The organism is Streptosporangium sp. CA-135522, from assembly GCF_050949235.1.
Classification (GTDB): Bacteria; Actinomycetota; Actinomycetes; order Streptosporangiales; family Streptosporangiaceae; genus Streptosporangium.
In genome coordinates this window covers 9,334,655-9,349,630 of sequence record NZ_CP192026.1, presented here as the reverse complement: position 1 = coordinate 9,349,630, position 14,976 = coordinate 9,334,655, and the positions used below count along the sequence as shown (strand labels likewise).

The window sequence follows — 14,976 nt, the reverse complement described above, 5'->3', positions numbered from 1 at the left end:
GTTTCCGGCGTGGTCAGGCCGTCGCCGGGAGCTCAGCCCACCGCCGCGCCGAAGTCGGCCGATTCGCCGCCGACGCCGGGCACCTTGCCGGTCCCCGGTGTGAGCGTGATCCCCGTGGCGTCGTTGCGGCCCAGCAGCGCCGCCGCTCCCGAGGCTCCCCGGTCCGGCGCACCGACCACCAGGCGGTTCCCGCTGAATCCCACCGCCCAGCCGGAGCGGTCGCCGGGGCCGCCCCGACCGACCAGCCTGGCCTGTCCCGGATCCCGCACCGGCACCAGCCGTACGCCGCCGCGCTGCTGCGGCCCGCGGAACGGGATTCCCACGGCCAGCCTGGTGTCCTCCCCGCTTTCCCCGCCGCCGAACGCCAGCGAGAAGCCGTAGCCGTCGCCCGCGGCGCCCTCCGCGCCCTGGTCGAAGACGCCGGCGGGGGTGAGCTGCGCGGTGCCGGCCGCCCGGAAGAGCCGGACCAGCCCGGAGTCCTCGACCCCTCCGCCGTCGCCGAGCGGCGCGCTCACCGCCAGGTAGCCCACGTCGCCCTCCCGGGCGTAGGCCATCGCGTAGCCGAAGCGGTCGCCCGCCTCGGCGGGGGCGACCTCGTGCAGGTCCCACTTGCGGCCGGTGTACTCCTCCCGGGGGCCGCGCACATCGAAGATCACGGCGATCGCCCCCGAGTCGAGCTTGCCCTCGCCGTCCTGCCGTCCCACTCCGTCGTCGTTCTCGTACGGCGCGCCGACCGCGAGATCCTCCTCACCGGGGAGGCCCCCCAGCCCGCCGACCGCCACCGACCAGCCGAACATGTCGCCGACCTCGCCGCTGCCGGAGACTCCCGGGCTCTCCTGGGAGATCCGCCGGGCCCGGTCCGGGGCGCCGGGCTCGAAAACGTACACCGCCCCCGCGTCGCGCACCCCGTCGGCGTCCTCGTGCGGCGCGCCGACCGCCACCACGGTCGTCCCGGCGGCCAGGGACCAGCCGAAGTGCGCGTCGCGCTCCGGTTCGGGGGCGACCGTACGCGCCGTCGCCCGCCGCGCCCCGCCGTACACGGCGTAGACCGCGCCCGCGTCCGGCAGGCCTGACACGTCCGTGTACGGCGCTCCGATCAGCAGGTCCGCGCAGCGGTCGGCGTCGAGGTGGGTCATCCGCACCGACCACCCGAAGCCGTCGCCCGCGCCGGGCCGGGGAGCGGTCACGACCGTTCCGCCCTCGCCCCGGCCGAACAGCATGTGCACGGCTCCGGCCCCGCCCAGCCCGGCGGCGCCGGCGAACGGATCGCCGATCACCGTGTCGTCGGTGCCGTCGCCGTCGAAGTCGTTCGCGCTCGCCCCGGAGCAGTCGGCGGAGGCGGCGTGAACGGCGGGCGGCACCGGCAGGGCGGCGGGCAGAGCGATGGGCAGGACGGCGTGAACGGCGGGCGGCACCGGCAGGGCGGCGGGCAGAGCGATGGGCAGGACGGCGTGAACGGCGGGCGGCACCGGCAGGGCGGCGGGCAGAGCGATGGGCAGGGCGGGCGGCATCGGCAGGACCGCCGCGGCCAGCAGGAACGCCAGAATTCTCATGAGAGCCTTACCTCGATCTTCCCGCCCCCTTCGATGACACGGCCGGTCAGCTTCAGAGGTCTGCGGGCCGGGGGCAGGTCGTAGACGAGGACGCCCTCCATCTTGCCGCCGGGGGCCAGGATGCCCGACAGGCCCGTCGAGACCGGTTCGGGAGCGTGGGTCACGCCGCGGTCGTCCACCAGGGTGAGAGGGACGCGGCTGACCGGAGCGGCTTTTCCACCGGTGTTGAGCAGGATCCAGCCGATCACGCAGAACCGGCCGCGGGCCGAGGTGGCGCCCTGGTAGCCGGTCAGGTCGCAGCGCGGAGCCCGCGGGATGATCAGTTGCGGATCCTCGATGAGGGAGCCGGTCGCGATCCGGCGGCCCACGTCGGTGACGCCGCTCCTCGTGCCGGTCGTCGCCCGTGGTTTCTGCCCAGTCCCGCCCGCGTTGACCAGCACGGCGACCAGCACGGCGATCGTGGCGGCGAGGGCCGTCGCCACGGCGGGCACGGCGAGCCGCAGGCGTCGTCGCGGTGGCCGTTCCCGGACGGTCGTGACGGGCGGCGGCCGCAGTGAGGCGGGAGCCGTACCGGATGACGGGGTCTCGGACGGACCGGCGGCCGTGTGCGGCGGGGAGGCAGGGGAGGGGGTCGGCGGGGAGGTAGGGGAGGGGGTCGTGGCCGGGTCAGGGCCGGGAGAGGTCGAGGGGCCCTCCACGCCCGGCATGCCGAAGGTCCGGGTGGAGTCGGGCTCCACGTTGGCCGGGGGCCGCCACGACCGGCTGAGCATGTCGGTGGCGACAAGGGTGGGCGGGTCCGCCGGGACGGACGCCGCCGCGGGCGCCGCGATCCCGCCGCCGACCAGGGCGATCAGCAGGTCTTGGGCGGTGGGCCGCCGGTGGGGGTCCATCGTGGTGGCCCGGCGGACCAGGTCGTCGAGGGGGGCGGGGAGCGCGCCGAGGTCGGGAGGGGAGTTCAGCAGCCGGGTGGCCATGGTGATCAGGTCGCCTCTGCCGTACGGGTGGCGGCCGTTGCCCGCGTAGGCGACCAGGCACCCCCAGGCGAAGACGTCGGCCGCCGGGGTGATCTCCAGGCCCCGCACCTGCTCGGGAGCCCACCAGCCGGGGCTGCCGAGCACCTCGCCCGACAGGGTGAACCCCTGGGTGGAGTCCAACGCCCTGGCGATGCCGAAATCGATCACGCGGGGGCCCGACATGGACAGGATCACGTTGGCGGGCTTGAGGTCGCGGTGGACCAGTCCGGCGACGTGGATGGCGGCCAGCGCGGCGGCGACCCCCAGGGCGACCCCGTGCAGGGGGCCGGGTTCGAGCGGGCCGTGCAGGGCGATCTGGCGGGACAGGGGCGTGCCGGCGATGTATTCGGTGACCATGTACGGCCGGCCGTCCTCGCCGGTGCCGTCGTCGAGCACCTGGGCGGTGCAGAACGAGGCCACGCGGCGGGCGTTGTCCACCTCGGCGTGGAACCTCACGGCGAACCCGTCCTCGACCGCGAACTCCGCTTTGATCATCTTGACCGCCACCTGTCGCCCGGTGGGGGCCAGTCCGAGGTAGACGGTGCCCATGCCGCCCTCGCCGAGCCGCCCGAGCAGCCGGTAACCCCCGACCTGCTCCGGGTCGCCGGGGCGTAACCCCTCGGCAGGGTGGTTCACGTCCTCATCACCGGGTGGATCCCCTTCCTTGCCGACGATCCCCCGTATGGCAACGTTATCCACAACGGAACCTCCCATGTTCATCACGCGTCGTCACAGTACGTTCGATGCGCGAAACTTGTCGGATGACGTGGGGAGTGCAGTCGTGAGCAAGCGCAGCGAACGGGCCGGGCACAGCGGCCCGGCGAACGCAGGTGCCGTGGCGCCGGGCGGGGAACCAGCATGAGTCTTCTCGGCCCGGTAGAAATACGTAATTTGGCGGAGAAGCTGGATATCCGTCCGACGAAAAAGCTCGGCCAGAACTTCGTGATCGACGGCGGCACGGTCCGCCGGATCGTCCGGGTCGCCGGGCTCCGGCCGGATGACGTGGTCATCGAGGTCGGCCCCGGGCTGGGCTCGCTCACCCTCGCGCTGCTTCCCGAGGTCCGCGGCGTGGTGGCGGTGGAGATCGATCCGGTCCTGGCCGCCCAGCTGCCGCTGACCGTCGCCGAGCGCGCCCCGGAGTTCGCCGACCGCCTCACCGTCGTGCTCGCCGACGCCCTGCGTATCCGGTCCGGCGACCTGCCCGAGGAACAGCCGACCGCGCTGGTCGCCAACCTGCCCTACAACGTGTCCGTCCCGGTGGTGCTGCACCTGCTGGAGACCCTGCCGTCCCTGCGCACCATCCTGGTCATGGTCCAGTCCGAGGTCGCCGACCGGCTGGCCGCCGCACCGGGTTCCAAGATCTACGGCATTCCGTCGGTCAAGGCCGCCTGGTACGCCGACGTCCGCCGGGCCGGTCCCGTCGGCCGCACGGTCTTCTGGCCGGTTCCCAACGTCGACTCCGGCCTCGTCGCGATGACCCGTCGTGAGCCTCCCTCGACCAAGGCCGGCCGCGAGGACGTCTTCGCCGTCGTCGACGCCGCCTTCGCCCAGCGCCGCAAGACCCTGCGCGCCGCGCTGGCCTCCTGGGCCGGTACGGCCGCCGCCGCCGAGCAGGCGCTGCGCGCCGCCGGGATCGACCCCGCGCAACGTGGTGAGCAGCTCACCGTCGAGGATTTCGCGCGGATCGCCGAGAACCGCGTCTAGCGCGACCGGCCGAAGGGGCGGCGCGAGGGGGAGGCGCGGGGTGCGGACGGCCCCCGTCAGGGACGGCGCGAGGGGGGAGGCGCGGAGCGCGGACGGCCCCCGTTACGATCGGACACCGTGACGAGCAAGCGAGCGCCGATGAGGGACGCATGAACTCCGTGACCGTCCGTGTGCCCGCGAAGGTCAACCTGCAGCTGGCCGTCGGGCCGCTGCGCGATGACGGCTACCACGACCTGGTGAACGTCTTCCACGCGGTCTCGATCTTCGATGAGGTGACGGCCACCGCGGAGATCGGGATGAGCGTCCGGGTCGAGGGCGAGTCCGCCGACCAGGTGCCCGAAGACGGCGACAATCTCGCCATCCAGGCCGCCCTGGCGCTGGCCAGGCACGCCGGCCGGTCCTACGGCGTCAACCTGATCATTCGCAAGGCGATCCCGGTGGCGGGCGGCATGGCCGGCGGCAGCGCCGACGCCGCCGCCGCGCTGGTCGCCTGCAACGAGCTGTGGGGCCTCGGCCTGCCGATGGAGGATCTGCTGGAGATCGCCGCCGACCTCGGCAGCGACGTCCCGTTCGCGCTGCTCGGCGGTACGGCGGTCGGCACCGGCCGGGGCGAGCGGCTCACCCCGCTGGAGGTCGGCGGCCGCTTCCACTGGGTGTTCGCGCTGGCCGACGGCGGCCTGTCCACGGCCAAGGTCTACGCCGAGTGCGACCGCATGCGCGAGGCGCTCGGCGAGCGGGTCGCCTGGCCCCGGGCCGCCGACCCGCTGCTGGCCGCGCTGCGCAGGGGAGACGCCAAGGCCCTGGGCGCCGAGCTGGCCAACGACCTGCAGCCCGCGGCCGTGATGCTCCGCCGCTCCCTGGCCCGCACCCTGGAGGCCGGTCGCGAGCACGGGGCGTTCGGAGCCGTCGTCTCCGGCTCAGGACCCACCTGCGCCTTCCTCGCCGAGTCCGAGTCGCACGCCGATGAGCTGGCCCTTTCCCTCAAGGCCGCGGGCGTGGCCCGCGACGTCATCACCGCCTATGGCCCCGTTCCCGGCCCGACGGTGGTGTAGGCCGCGAGCGGATACCCTTGTAGGGCGATGAATCTGGTCAATCTTGAGTCGGTCTCCCACTCCTACGGTCCCAAGCCGCTGCTCAGCGACGTCTCCCTCGGCATCGAGGCGGGCGATCGCATCGGGGTGGTCGGCCGCAACGGCGGCGGCAAGACCACGCTCATCTCGGTGATCGCCGGCGATCTCAAGCCCAACGGCGGGCGGGTCACCCACAACCGGGGGCTTCACGTCGGGACCCTGTCCCAGGGTGACGATCTCGATCCGGCGCTGTCGGTGCAGGACATCGTCCTCGGCGGCAGGCCCGAGCACGAATGGGCCGGTGACGCGGGCATCCGCGAGATCCTGGCCAGCCTGCTCGGTGACATCGATCTCACCGCGCTCGCCGGGAGCCTGTCGGGCGGTGAGCGGCGCCGTACGGCGCTCGCCAAGCTGCTCATCGACGAGCACGACCTGATCATCCTGGACGAGCCCACCAACCACCTCGACATCGAGGCCATCGACTGGCTGGCCAGGCACCTGTCCGGCCGCAGGACCGCGTTGCTGGTCGTCACCCACGACCGGTGGTTCCTGGACGCGGTCTCCACCCGGACCTGGGAGGTCGTGGACGGCTCGGTCGAGCGTTACGAAGGCGGGTACGCCGCCTACGTGCTGGCCAAGGCCGAACGCGCCCGGGTCGCCGCCGCCTCCGAGGCCCGCCGCCAGAACCTGATGCGCAAGGAGATCGCCTGGCTGCGCCGTGGCCCGCCCGCGCGCACCTCCAAGCCCAAGTTCCGCATCGACGCGGCCCAGGCGCTGATCGCCGACGAGCCTCCCGCCCGGGAGACCGTCGAGCTGGTCAAGTTCGCCGCCGCCCGGCTGGGCCGTACGGTCTACGATCTTGAGGACGTCACCCTGCACGCCGGCGGTCCCGGGCAGGGCCCGCTGGTCCTCGACCACTCCACCTGGCAGTTCGGCCCGGGTGACCGGATCGGCCTGATCGGTGTGAACGGTTCGGGCAAGTCCTCGGTGCTGCGCCTGCTCTCCGACACGGTCCAGCCTGACTCCGGCAGGGTCGTGCGGGGCCGGACGGTCCGCCTGGCCCACCTGTCGCAGGAGCTGAGCGAGCTCGACCCCGCCCGCCGGGTGCTGGAGACGGTCGAGGAGATCCGCAAGTTCATCCAGGTCGGCAAGAAGGAGTGGACCGCCTCCCAGCTCCTGGAGCGCCTCGGCTTCAAGGGCGACGCCCAGTGGAAGGTCGTCGGCGACCTGTCCGGTGGCGAGCGGCGGCGGCTGCAGCTTCTCCGGCTGCTGATGGACGACCCGAACGTCCTGCTGCTCGACGAGCCGACCAACGACCTCGACATCGAGACGCTCAACGAGCTGGAGGACCTGCTCGACGGCTGGCCGGGCACGCTGGTCCTGGTCAGCCACGACCGTTACTTCCTGGAGCGGGTCTCCGACCGGATCGTCGCCCTGCTCGGCGACGGCAGGTTGTCGATGCTCCCCGGAGGCGTGGACGAATACCTGGCCAGGCGCGCCTCGGGCGCGGCGCTGTCGGCACGGGCGGCCTCCGCCTCGGCGGCGCCCGCGACCCCGGCGGCTCCCGTGGGGGCCCCGGAGTCCGGTCTGTCGACCAAGGAGGAGCGTGAGCTTCGCAAGGAGCTCTCCCGTCTGGAGCGTCAGCTCGACAAGCTGAGCGGCCGGGAGGCGAAGCTGCACGCCTCCATGGCCGACGCCGCCGCCGACTACGGCCGTCTGGCCTCCCTCGACGCCGAGCTCAAGGAGATCCTCGCCGAGAAGGACGCCATCGAGGCCGAATGGCTGGAGGTGGCCGACCGCCTGGGTGAATGAAGCCCTTTCCCGCTGATCGGTTTATCCCCGGTCAGCGGGGCAGAGTGCTCAGTGCGCTCCGGTGTCGGTCGCGTCAAAAGGGACGAGTAGCGTGCGCAGCAGGCCCGAAAGGGCCTGCTGTTCATGTTTTCCGAGGCTCGCCAGCAACTCGCGCTCCCGGCGGAGCAGGTCGGCGAAGGCGTTGTCCACCCGGACCCGCCCGGCGTCGGTCAGGGACACCAGGACCCCGCGCCGATCCTCGGGGTCGGGGCGCCGCCGGACCAGCCCGGCCGCGGCGAGGCGGTCGATCCGGTTGGTCATCGTCCCGGACGTCACCAGGGTCGCGCGCAGCAGGGCCCCCGGGCTCAGTTCGTACGGCTCGCCGGCCCGGCGCAGGGCCGTGAGCACGTCGAACTCCCAGGTCTCCAGGTCGTGCTCGGCGAAGGAGGCCCGGCGGGCACGGTCCAGGTGGCGGGCCAGCCGGGAGACCCGGCTGAGCACCTGGAGGGGCTCCACGTCCAGGTCGGGTCGCTCCTGGCGCCAGGCGGCGACCAGACGATCGACCTCGTCCGCGGGGCGGTCGGCGTCGTGGTCCGCGTGGTGCAGGGTCATACGACGAGTGTATCTCTCTTGACATCGAGATATCTCGCTCGATATCAATTATCTTGATGTCAAGAGATATGTGGGATCCCGAGATCTACGGCCGCTATGCCGACGAGCGCTCACGGCCCTTCTTCGACCTCGTCGCAAGGATAGCCGCCGAGCATCCCCGCCAGGTGGTCGACGTGGGCTGCGGCAGCGGCGAACTCACCGCCGAGCTCGCCCGGCGCTGGCCGGACGCCGACGTGCACGGGTTCGACTCCTCGCCCGCGATGATCGGGAAGGCTCCGGCCGGCGACCGGCTGTCCTTCTCCGTGGGCGACGTCACGCGATGGCGCCCCGAGCGTCCGGTGGACGTGATCGTCTCCAACGCGGTCCTGCAGTGGGTGCCCGAGCACCGGGAGTTGCTGGCGCGCTGGATCGACGCGCTCGCCCCCGGGGGCTGGCTCGCCTTCCAGGTGCCGGGCAACTTCGACGCTCCCAGCCACGCGCTGGTGCGCGAGCTGTGCCGGACGAAATGGCGTGACCGGCTCGCCGACCTCGCCGGGCGATCACCGGTGGACGACCCGGCCGGCTATCTCGACCGGCTCACCGCGCTGGGCTGCCGGGTGGACGCGTGGGAGACCACCTACCTGCACGTGCTCGCCGGCGAAGACGCCGTGCTCCGGTGGGTCACCGGCACCGCTCTGCGTCCCATGCTCGACCGGCTGGATCCGGAGGAGGCGGACGTCTTCCTCGCCGACTGCGCCGCCCTGCTCGGCGAGGCCTACCCGCGGCGGCCGTACGGGACGATCTTCCCGTTCCGCCGCATATTCGTGGTCGCCCAGAAATGATCGATTGCTCAGCGTTTCTGGACGAATAACCGGGCATCAATAAATACTGCTAGAACATGGTTGATAACTGGGCAAATCAGGGGATGACCTGTGGCGATAGAGGTCGAGGACAAATTCGACGTATCCGTGGACTACGAGATCCCCGAGCTGACCGGACTGCCCGGAGTCGTGGAGGTCGTGGGCCCCAAGTCCCACCAGCTGGTCGCACTCTACTTCGACACCCCCGACCTGCGGCTCGCCGCCCGGGGCATCACCCTGCGGCGGCGCAGGGGCGGGACCGACCCCGGCTGGCACCTCAAGCTGCCCAGGGCCAAGGGCGTCCGGCAGGAGGTCACCCACCCCCTGACCCGCAGCACCAAGATCGTTCCTCCTGAGCTGGCGAACCTCGTGCTCGCCCACACCCGGGGCGCCCCGCTGGCTCCGATCGCCGAGCTCGACACCCGCCGAGCGGTGACCGCACTGGTCAACGGAGCGGGCGTACGGCTGGTGGAGATCGCCGACGACCGGGTCAAAGGCACGGTGTTCGGCGCGGAGGCGCACGTCGAGCGCTGGCGCGAGGTCGAGGCGGAGCTCATCGAGGGCGACGAGAAACTGCTCAGGAAGACCGGCAGGCGACTGACCAAGGCCGGAGCCGTCCCCGCCGACTCGGCGAACAAGCTCTCCCGCCTGCTCGGCGCCACCACGTCCGTTCCCGAGCCGCCACGCGCCGCGACCAGACCGGGATCAGCCGGAGAGGTCGTCATGGACTACCTCCACGCGCAGACGGACGCCCTGCTCTCGCAGGATCCCCGGGTACGGCGGGCCGAGGAGGACGCGGTGCACCAGATGCGCGTCGCCAGCCGCCGTCTCCGCAGCGCGCTGAAGTCGTTCGCAGCGCTCGTCGAAGGCACCGAGCACCTTCAGGAGGAGCTCAAGTGGCTGGGGCAGATCCTTGGTGAGGCACGCGACCTGGAGGTCGTTCGGGAACGCTTCGCCGGCAGGCTCGACAGCCTGGACGGCACTCTGATCGTGGGCCCGATCAGGGCGCGTCTCAGCTCCGACCTGCTGGACGCCGAGCACGAGGCCTACGACCGGATCCGGGAGACGCTCGGCGGCGAGCGTTACTTCGCCCTGCTCGACGCCCTCGACGACCTGGCCGGCACCCCCGTGCTCACCAAGGCCGCCGGCAAGCCCGCCGCCACTTTGGACACCGTCGCCGCCAAGAGCTGGCGCCGGGTCACCCGGGCCTACGACAGGGCCCAGAGCATCGGTGACCCCACCGAACGCGAGCACGCCATGCACGACGTGCGCAAGGCGGCCAAACGCGCCCGCTACACCGCCGAGGCGATCGGGATGGACAAGCTCGCCAAGCGGGCGGAGTCCGTCCAGGAGGTGCTGGGCACGCACCTGGACGGCGTCGTCGCGCAGGGACGGCTGGCGGCCGAGGCCGAGAACGCCCGGCTGCTGGGGGAGGACACCTTCACCTACGGCGTGCTGACCGGCCTGGAACGGGCCGAGGCCGATCGCGCCTTCGAGGAGTTTCCCCGTATCTGGGCCGAGACCGTACAGGCCGTCGGCAAGCTCCTGTGACCTGCTCTCCGGCCCGAAGGCCGCGGTGCCCGCATCACGCCCCGGAGGTGCGTGGACGCATGTCGAAGAAGTAGAAGGCCAGCAGGAAGACGTACAGGCACAGGCTGGCGATCGCGCTGAACACGCCGACGGCCGTGGCGACGAGGTAGAGCAGCGGACCCACCCCCCAGCGGATGCGAAGGGCCCGCGCCTCGGCGGGCGTGATGCCGTCGCCGAGGTGGCGGTGCCGGGAGGAGGCGTACCACCACAGCCCGTTGAAGAACAGCCCGCCGATCACCAGGATCGCGCCGTAGAAGACCGCGGCGGCCGAAGCGCCCTCCCCCGCGGTGATGGCCTCGGCCAGCACGTGCGTGGGAAAGGGCAGGAAGGCCACGTCCATGAGCAGGAGCAGGTTGAGCGCGAGCAGCATTCCGTCGACCCTGCGGATGTGGTTGAACATCCGGTGGTGGTTCATCCAGATCATCCCGATCAGCAGGAACGTCACCACGTAGGCGAGATATGAGGGCCACAGCCCCCAGAGCGCCTCCCAGAGATGCGCGTGGGACCGCGGCTCCTCGGGGAGCCGGATCTCCAGGACCAGCAAAGTGATCGCGATGGCGAATACGCCGTCGCTGAAGGCCTCGACCCGGCCCGTGCTCATGGCGGTCCCACCGCCGATATCGGTCACGGCAGAAATGGTAGCGAAACAGCCTCTATCCCCTTGAAACTCCTTTGAAGGGTCGCCTGCGTCGTTCGTCACGGCTAGGTGAGGTAGCGGTCCATGCCCACGACCTTGCCGTCGGCGTGGTGCAGCACCATGAAGGCGCCCTTACGCAACTGCACGTCCCCCGGCCGGTCGCCGATGCCGGCGATCAGCTCGGGCAGGACCTTGCCGTGGCTGCACAGAGCCACGGGCAGGTTCGAGTCCATCGCTTTGGAGACCAGGCGAAGAGAGGCACGGGGGTCGTAGTTGGTCTCCGACAGCAGGCGTTCGCGGCGGATCTCCAGACCGGCCCGTTCGGCGTACGGTTCCAGCGTCTGCACGCACCGCCTGCTGGGGGAGCTGACGAGCTCGGTGGGGTGGTAGCCGGACAGCACGTCCGCGAGCACCTCGGCCTGCATCGTGCCCGCCTCGTCGAGCGGCCTCTCGTCGTCGTCCCCCTCCCAGTCCTGGCGCGACCCCGCCAGGCCGTGCCGGACGAGGATGAGCGGCGTGGTCTCCAGGGGCACCGCGGTGAGCGCGCGGAGCAGCCCGGCGTCCCACTCGTAGGTCAGCCGCCGCCTGGCCTCCTTCACCGGCAGCCAGACCACCTCGTCGACCTCGTCCACCGCGGTGTACCGGTCGCCGGAGACCACCCGGGCCGCCCAGTAGTCGACGCGCTTGAGCCGCTTGCCCTTCAGATAGTGGATCGGCGGCAGCGACCGGCCGAGCCGCGCGGTGATCCCCGTCTCCTCGGCCACCTCGCGCAGCGCCCCGGCGATGACGTGCTCGCCGGGCTTCAGCTTGCCCTTGGGGAACGTCCAGTCGTCGTACTTCGGCCGGTGGACGAGCGCGACCTCCGGCGCGGACTCGGCCCCCCGCCACACCACCGCTCCGGCCGCCCGGATCATGTCGGTCGGATGGACGTCCAGCTCAGTCATCAATCGTCCTCCACCGCCGGGTGCCGACCAGATGGGTTTGCAGGTCCTCGCCCTGGTGCCGGGACCAGGTGCCGTCCGAGTTGAGCCACCAGGTGGAGGTCTCCTCCGACGTCGCGCGGTCGAGGAGATCGCTGAGATAGACCCGTTGCCGCTGGCTGGTGACCTTGACCAGCGCCTCCACCCGGCGGTCCAGGTTGCGGCGCATCAGGTCCGCGCTGCCGATCCAGATCTCCGGCCTGCGCCCGCGGCCGAACTCGTAGATTCGCGAATGCTCCAGGAACCGGCCCAGCACGCTCCTGACCCGGATGTTCTCCGACAGGCCGGGAACGCCGGGCCGTAGCGTGCACACCCCGCGCACCCACAGGTCGACCGGGACGCCCGCCTGGGAGGCCCGGTAGAGCGCGTCGATGATCGGCTCGTCCACCAGGGAGTTCGTTTTCATCCTGATGCCCGCCGGACGTCCCGCCTGCTGGTGGGAGATCTCCCGCTCGATCCGGGCCAGCAGCCCGCCCCGCATCGAGTGCGGGGCGACCAGCAGCCGGCGGTAGGCCGAGTGGTTGGAGTATCCGGTCAGGTGGATGAACAGGTCGGTGACGTCCTCGCCGACCAGCGGATCGGCGGTGAGCAGCCCCAGGTCCTCGTAGACCCGGGCGGTCTTGGGGTTGTAGTTGCCGGTGCCGATGTGGCAGTAGCTGCGCAGCTCGCCGGAGGGCTCCTGCCGTACGACCAGGGCCAGTTTGCAGTGGGTCTTCAGTCCCACCACTCCGTAGACCACGTGGCAGCCGGCCCGCTCCAGCTTGCGCGCCCAGGTGATGTTGGCGTGCTCGTCGAAGCGCGCCTTGATCTCCACCACCACGACGACCTGCTTGCCCGCCTCGGCCGCGTCGATCAGCGCGTCCACGATCGGCGAGTCGCCGCTGGTCCGGTAGAGCGTCTGCTTGATGGCGAGCACGTTCGGATCGGCCGCCGCCTGCTCGATGAAGCGCTGCACGCTCGTGGCGAACGAGTCGTACGGGTGGTGCAGCAGCACGTCCCGCTCGCGGAGCACCGCGAAGATGTCGTCCTCGACGTGGACGACCTCCGCGGGCACGAAGGGGCGGAAGCTCAGCTCGCCCCGGTCGAGGTCGGCGATCGCGTGCAGTCCGGTGAGGTCCAGCGGGCCGGGCAGCCGATAGATCTCGTGCTCGGCCACCCCCAGCTCGTCCACCAGCAGGTCCAGCACCTCGGGTGTGATGGTGTCCTCGACCTCCAGCCGGACCGGCGGGCCGAAACGGCGCTTGAGCAGCTCCCGCTCCAGCGCCTGCATGAGGTTTTCGGTGACGTCCTCGTCGACGTCCAGGTCCTCGTTGCGCGTCACCCGGAAGACGTGGTGCTCGACGACCTCCATGCCCTTGAAGAGCTGGCCGAGGTGTGCGGCGATCACGTCCTCGAGCGGGACGAAGCGGTCCTTGGAGGCCGCGACGAAGCGGGGGAGCTGGCTCGGCACCTTCACCCGGGCGAACACGGTGTGACCGGTCGTGGGATTACGGACGGTGACGGCAAGGTTGAGCGACAGGCCGGAGATATAGGGAAAAGGGTGGGCGGGATCGACGGCCAGCGGTGTCAGCACCGGCCGGATCCGCTCCCGGAAGAGCCGGCGCATCTCGGTGCGCTCGTCCCGGCCGAGATCCTCCCAGCGGGCGATCTCGATGCCCTCGGCGGCCAGTTGCGGGCACAGTCGATCGTGGAAGCAGGTCGAGTGCCGCTGTGCGAGGTCGTCGGCGATGGCGGCTATCCTGGCCAGCTCCTCGCGAGGCTTGAGTCCGCTTTTCGTCCGCAGTAGCAGGCCGGTGGCCATCCGCCGCTTGAGACCGGCCACCCGCACCCGGAAGAACTCGTCCAGGTTGCTGGCGAAGATCGCCAGGAACCTGACCCGCTCCAGCAGGGGGAGGGACGGGTCTTCCGCCAGCTCCAGAACCCGCTGATTGAACTGTAACCAGCTCTCCTCGCGGTTGAGGAAGCGTTCTTGTGGAAGGGGGAGTCCTTCGGGGATGGGGTGTGCGGGTTCTGCGGACATATGACCAGAATGCCCGCTTTGGTTGAACGGAACGTTAATTTCGGCTCAACTACCGCTGTTGCTTACTCGCTTGGTTCAAGTTTCTCTATCGCGTCGCCGGTGCGCTCGGTGAGGCTGGCCTGCCTGGACGCCTCCCGCTCGGCGGTCTTCGCCTCCCGGACCCGCACCTTCTCCTGCTCCCTGAGCTCCCGCTCGCGGATCTTCTCCTGCTCCTTGAGCAGTCGCTCCTGCTCGCGGGCCTCTCGCTCGCGTGCCTTCTCCCGCTCGCGTTCCTCCCGCAGCCGAGCCTTCTCCTGGTCTCGTGCCAGCTTCTCGGCCTCACGTTGCTCGCGCTCGCGGATCTTCTCCTGCTCCTTGAGTTCGCGCTCGCGGGCCTTGCCCATCTCCCGTAGCTCTTTCTCGGTCGGGCGTGGCGGCAGCGGTGCCCGCCGCTGCTCCATGCCCCGGGAGGAGGCGGTCAGGCGGGGGTTCGGATCCAGCCCGACCAGCCCGTTCCACGCCAGGTTGACCAGGTGCGCGGCCACCTCCTCGCGCGGCGGCCTGCGCACGTCCAGCCACCACTGTCCGGTCAGCGCCACCATGCCGACCAGCATCTGCGCGTACATCGGTGCCAGCTTCGGGTCGTATCCCCGCTCCACGAACTCGTCGACCATCACGTCTTCGACCTGGCTGGCGATGTCGTTGATGAGACTGGCGAACGTGCCGGTCCCCGATGCAGCGTGCGAGTCGCGGACCAGGATCCGGAAACCCTCGCTGTTCTCCTCCACGTAGGCCAGCAGCGCCAGAGCGGCCCGTTCCAGTTTGATCAGCGCGTGCGAGGCGGACAGCGCCTCCGTCACCAGGGCCAGCAGCTTCTGCATCTCCCGGTCGACGACGACCGCGTAGACGCCCTCCTTGCCGCCGAAGTGCTCGTAGACCACCGGTTTGGAGACGTTGGCGGTCGCCGCGATCTCCTCGACCGACGTGCCGTCGAACCCCTTCTCGGCGAACAGGGTCCTGCTGATCTGGATCAGCTGCTCCCGGCGTTCTTTACCTGACATGCGTCGTCGGGGTTCACTCACGGTTCTAATAATGGCGCTCCCCACTTGTGAAGAGGGAACCGTGCCCGGGGCCGCTGTGGCGGTCGCGGTGGGGTTGTCGGGCGGCGTTGGTGTTGTTCGGGCCGCT

At 71.0% G+C, this 14,976-nt stretch carries 12 protein-coding genes; 5 read left to right on the top strand and 7 right to left on the bottom strand.

Annotated features, from left to right (window positions below; all coding sequences use genetic code 11):
- Positions 1 to 32: 32 nt before the first annotated feature.
- On the bottom strand, positions 33 to 1,553 hold the full coding sequence (locus ACQPYK_RS43950; protein WP_433245727.1) for a hypothetical protein: 1,521 nt from the start codon (positions 1,551 to 1,553) through the stop codon (positions 33 to 35).
- Entirely contained in the window at positions 1,550 to 3,265 is a 1,716-nt protein-coding gene (locus ACQPYK_RS43945) for a protein kinase domain-containing protein (protein ID WP_433245724.1), read from the bottom strand. Before ACQPYK_RS43945 ends, ACQPYK_RS43950 begins: the two co-directional genes overlap by 4 nt.
- 159 nt (positions 3,266 to 3,424) lie before the next feature.
- Here ACQPYK_RS43945 and rsmA point away from each other — a divergent pair, with 159 nt between their 5' ends.
- The 3 genes from rsmA to ACQPYK_RS43930 all read left to right on the top strand — a co-directional run bounded on the left by rsmA (position 3,425) and on the right by ACQPYK_RS43930 (position 7,152).
- The gene (gene rsmA / locus ACQPYK_RS43940; RefSeq protein ID WP_433245721.1) at positions 3,425 to 4,270 is read left to right on the top strand and encodes a 16S rRNA (adenine(1518)-N(6)/adenine(1519)-N(6))-dimethyltransferase RsmA; all 846 of its coding nucleotides are present in this window, start codon (positions 3,425 to 3,427) and stop codon (positions 4,268 to 4,270) included.
- A gap of 149 nt (positions 4,271 to 4,419) precedes the next feature.
- Entirely contained in the window at positions 4,420 to 5,322 is a 903-nt protein-coding gene (locus ACQPYK_RS43935) for a 4-(cytidine 5'-diphospho)-2-C-methyl-D-erythritol kinase (RefSeq protein ID WP_433245718.1), read from the top strand.
- A 27-nt stretch (positions 5,323 to 5,349) separates the two neighbouring features.
- Positions 5,350 to 7,152, top strand: a complete 1,803-nt coding sequence (locus tag ACQPYK_RS43930) for an ABC-F family ATP-binding cassette domain-containing protein (RefSeq protein WP_433245715.1) — start codon at positions 5,350 to 5,352, stop codon at positions 7,150 to 7,152.
- Positions 7,153 to 7,200: 48 nt separating this feature from the next.
- On the opposite strand, the gene ACQPYK_RS43925 is transcribed toward ACQPYK_RS43930, so the two are convergent.
- Positions 7,201 to 7,743: a MarR family winged helix-turn-helix transcriptional regulator gene (locus ACQPYK_RS43925; protein WP_433245712.1), complete on the bottom strand. Its 543-nt coding sequence runs from the start codon at positions 7,741 to 7,743 to the stop codon at positions 7,201 to 7,203.
- A gap of 56 nt (positions 7,744 to 7,799) precedes the next feature.
- On the opposite strand from ACQPYK_RS43925, the gene ACQPYK_RS43920 reads away from it, so the two are divergent.
- Both ACQPYK_RS43920 and ACQPYK_RS43915 read left to right on the top strand, forming a co-directional pair.
- Positions 7,800 to 8,564 (top strand): trans-aconitate 2-methyltransferase, encoded by a 765-nt coding sequence (locus tag ACQPYK_RS43920; RefSeq protein ID WP_433245709.1) that lies wholly within the window; start codon positions 7,800 to 7,802, stop codon positions 8,562 to 8,564.
- Positions 8,565 to 8,654: 90 nt separating this feature from the next.
- Positions 8,655 to 10,133 carry a CHAD domain-containing protein gene (locus ACQPYK_RS43915; protein ID WP_433245706.1) on the top strand — a complete coding sequence of 493 codons (1,479 nt, stop codon included), beginning with the start codon at positions 8,655 to 8,657 and terminating at the stop codon, positions 10,131 to 10,133.
- A gap of 34 nt (positions 10,134 to 10,167) precedes the next feature.
- On the opposite strand, the gene ACQPYK_RS43910 is transcribed toward ACQPYK_RS43915, so the two are convergent.
- The 4 genes from ACQPYK_RS43910 to ACQPYK_RS43895 all read right to left on the bottom strand — a co-directional run bounded on the left by ACQPYK_RS43910 (position 10,168) and on the right by ACQPYK_RS43895 (position 14,870).
- On the bottom strand, positions 10,168 to 10,800 hold the full coding sequence (locus tag ACQPYK_RS43910) for a TMEM175 family protein (protein WP_433245703.1): 633 nt from the start codon (positions 10,798 to 10,800) through the stop codon (positions 10,168 to 10,170).
- 74 nt (positions 10,801 to 10,874) lie between these two features.
- The gene (locus tag ACQPYK_RS43905; RefSeq protein WP_433245700.1) at positions 10,875 to 11,753 is read right to left on the bottom strand and encodes an NUDIX hydrolase; all 879 of its coding nucleotides are present in this window, start codon (positions 11,751 to 11,753) and stop codon (positions 10,875 to 10,877) included.
- Positions 11,746 to 13,809, bottom strand: a complete 2,064-nt coding sequence (locus tag ACQPYK_RS43900; protein ID WP_433245697.1) for an RNA degradosome polyphosphate kinase — start codon at positions 13,807 to 13,809, stop codon at positions 11,746 to 11,748. Before ACQPYK_RS43900 ends, ACQPYK_RS43905 begins: the two co-directional genes overlap by 8 nt.
- Before the next feature lie 62 nt (positions 13,810 to 13,871).
- A complete protein-coding gene (locus ACQPYK_RS43895) occupies positions 13,872 to 14,870 on the bottom strand; it encodes a TetR family transcriptional regulator (RefSeq protein WP_433245694.1) in 999 nt (332 codons plus the stop codon).
- Positions 14,871 to 14,976: the final 106 nt, after the last annotated feature.

Coding starts and splice junctions, on each gene's coding strand:
- ACQPYK_RS43920 (WP_433245709.1), top strand. CDS start 7,800: ATGTCAAGAGATATGTGGGATCCCGAGATCTACGGCCGCTATGCCGAC.
- ACQPYK_RS43930 (WP_433245715.1), top strand. CDS start 5,350: ATGAATCTGGTCAATCTTGAGTCGGTCTCCCACTCCTACGGTCCCAAG.
- ACQPYK_RS43935 (WP_433245718.1), top strand. CDS start 4,420: ATGAACTCCGTGACCGTCCGTGTGCCCGCGAAGGTCAACCTGCAGCTG.
- ACQPYK_RS43950 (WP_433245727.1), bottom strand. CDS start 1,553: ATGAGAATTCTGGCGTTCCTGCTGGCCGCGGCGGTCCTGCCGATGCCG.
- ACQPYK_RS43905 (WP_433245700.1), bottom strand. CDS start 11,753: ATGACTGAGCTGGACGTCCATCCGACCGACATGATCCGGGCGGCCGGA.
- ACQPYK_RS43900 (WP_433245697.1), bottom strand. CDS start 13,809: ATGTCCGCAGAACCCGCACACCCCATCCCCGAAGGACTCCCCCTTCCA.
- rsmA (WP_433245721.1), top strand. CDS start 3,425: ATGAGTCTTCTCGGCCCGGTAGAAATACGTAATTTGGCGGAGAAGCTG.
- ACQPYK_RS43925 (WP_433245712.1), bottom strand. CDS start 7,743: ATGACCCTGCACCACGCGGACCACGACGCCGACCGCCCCGCGGACGAG.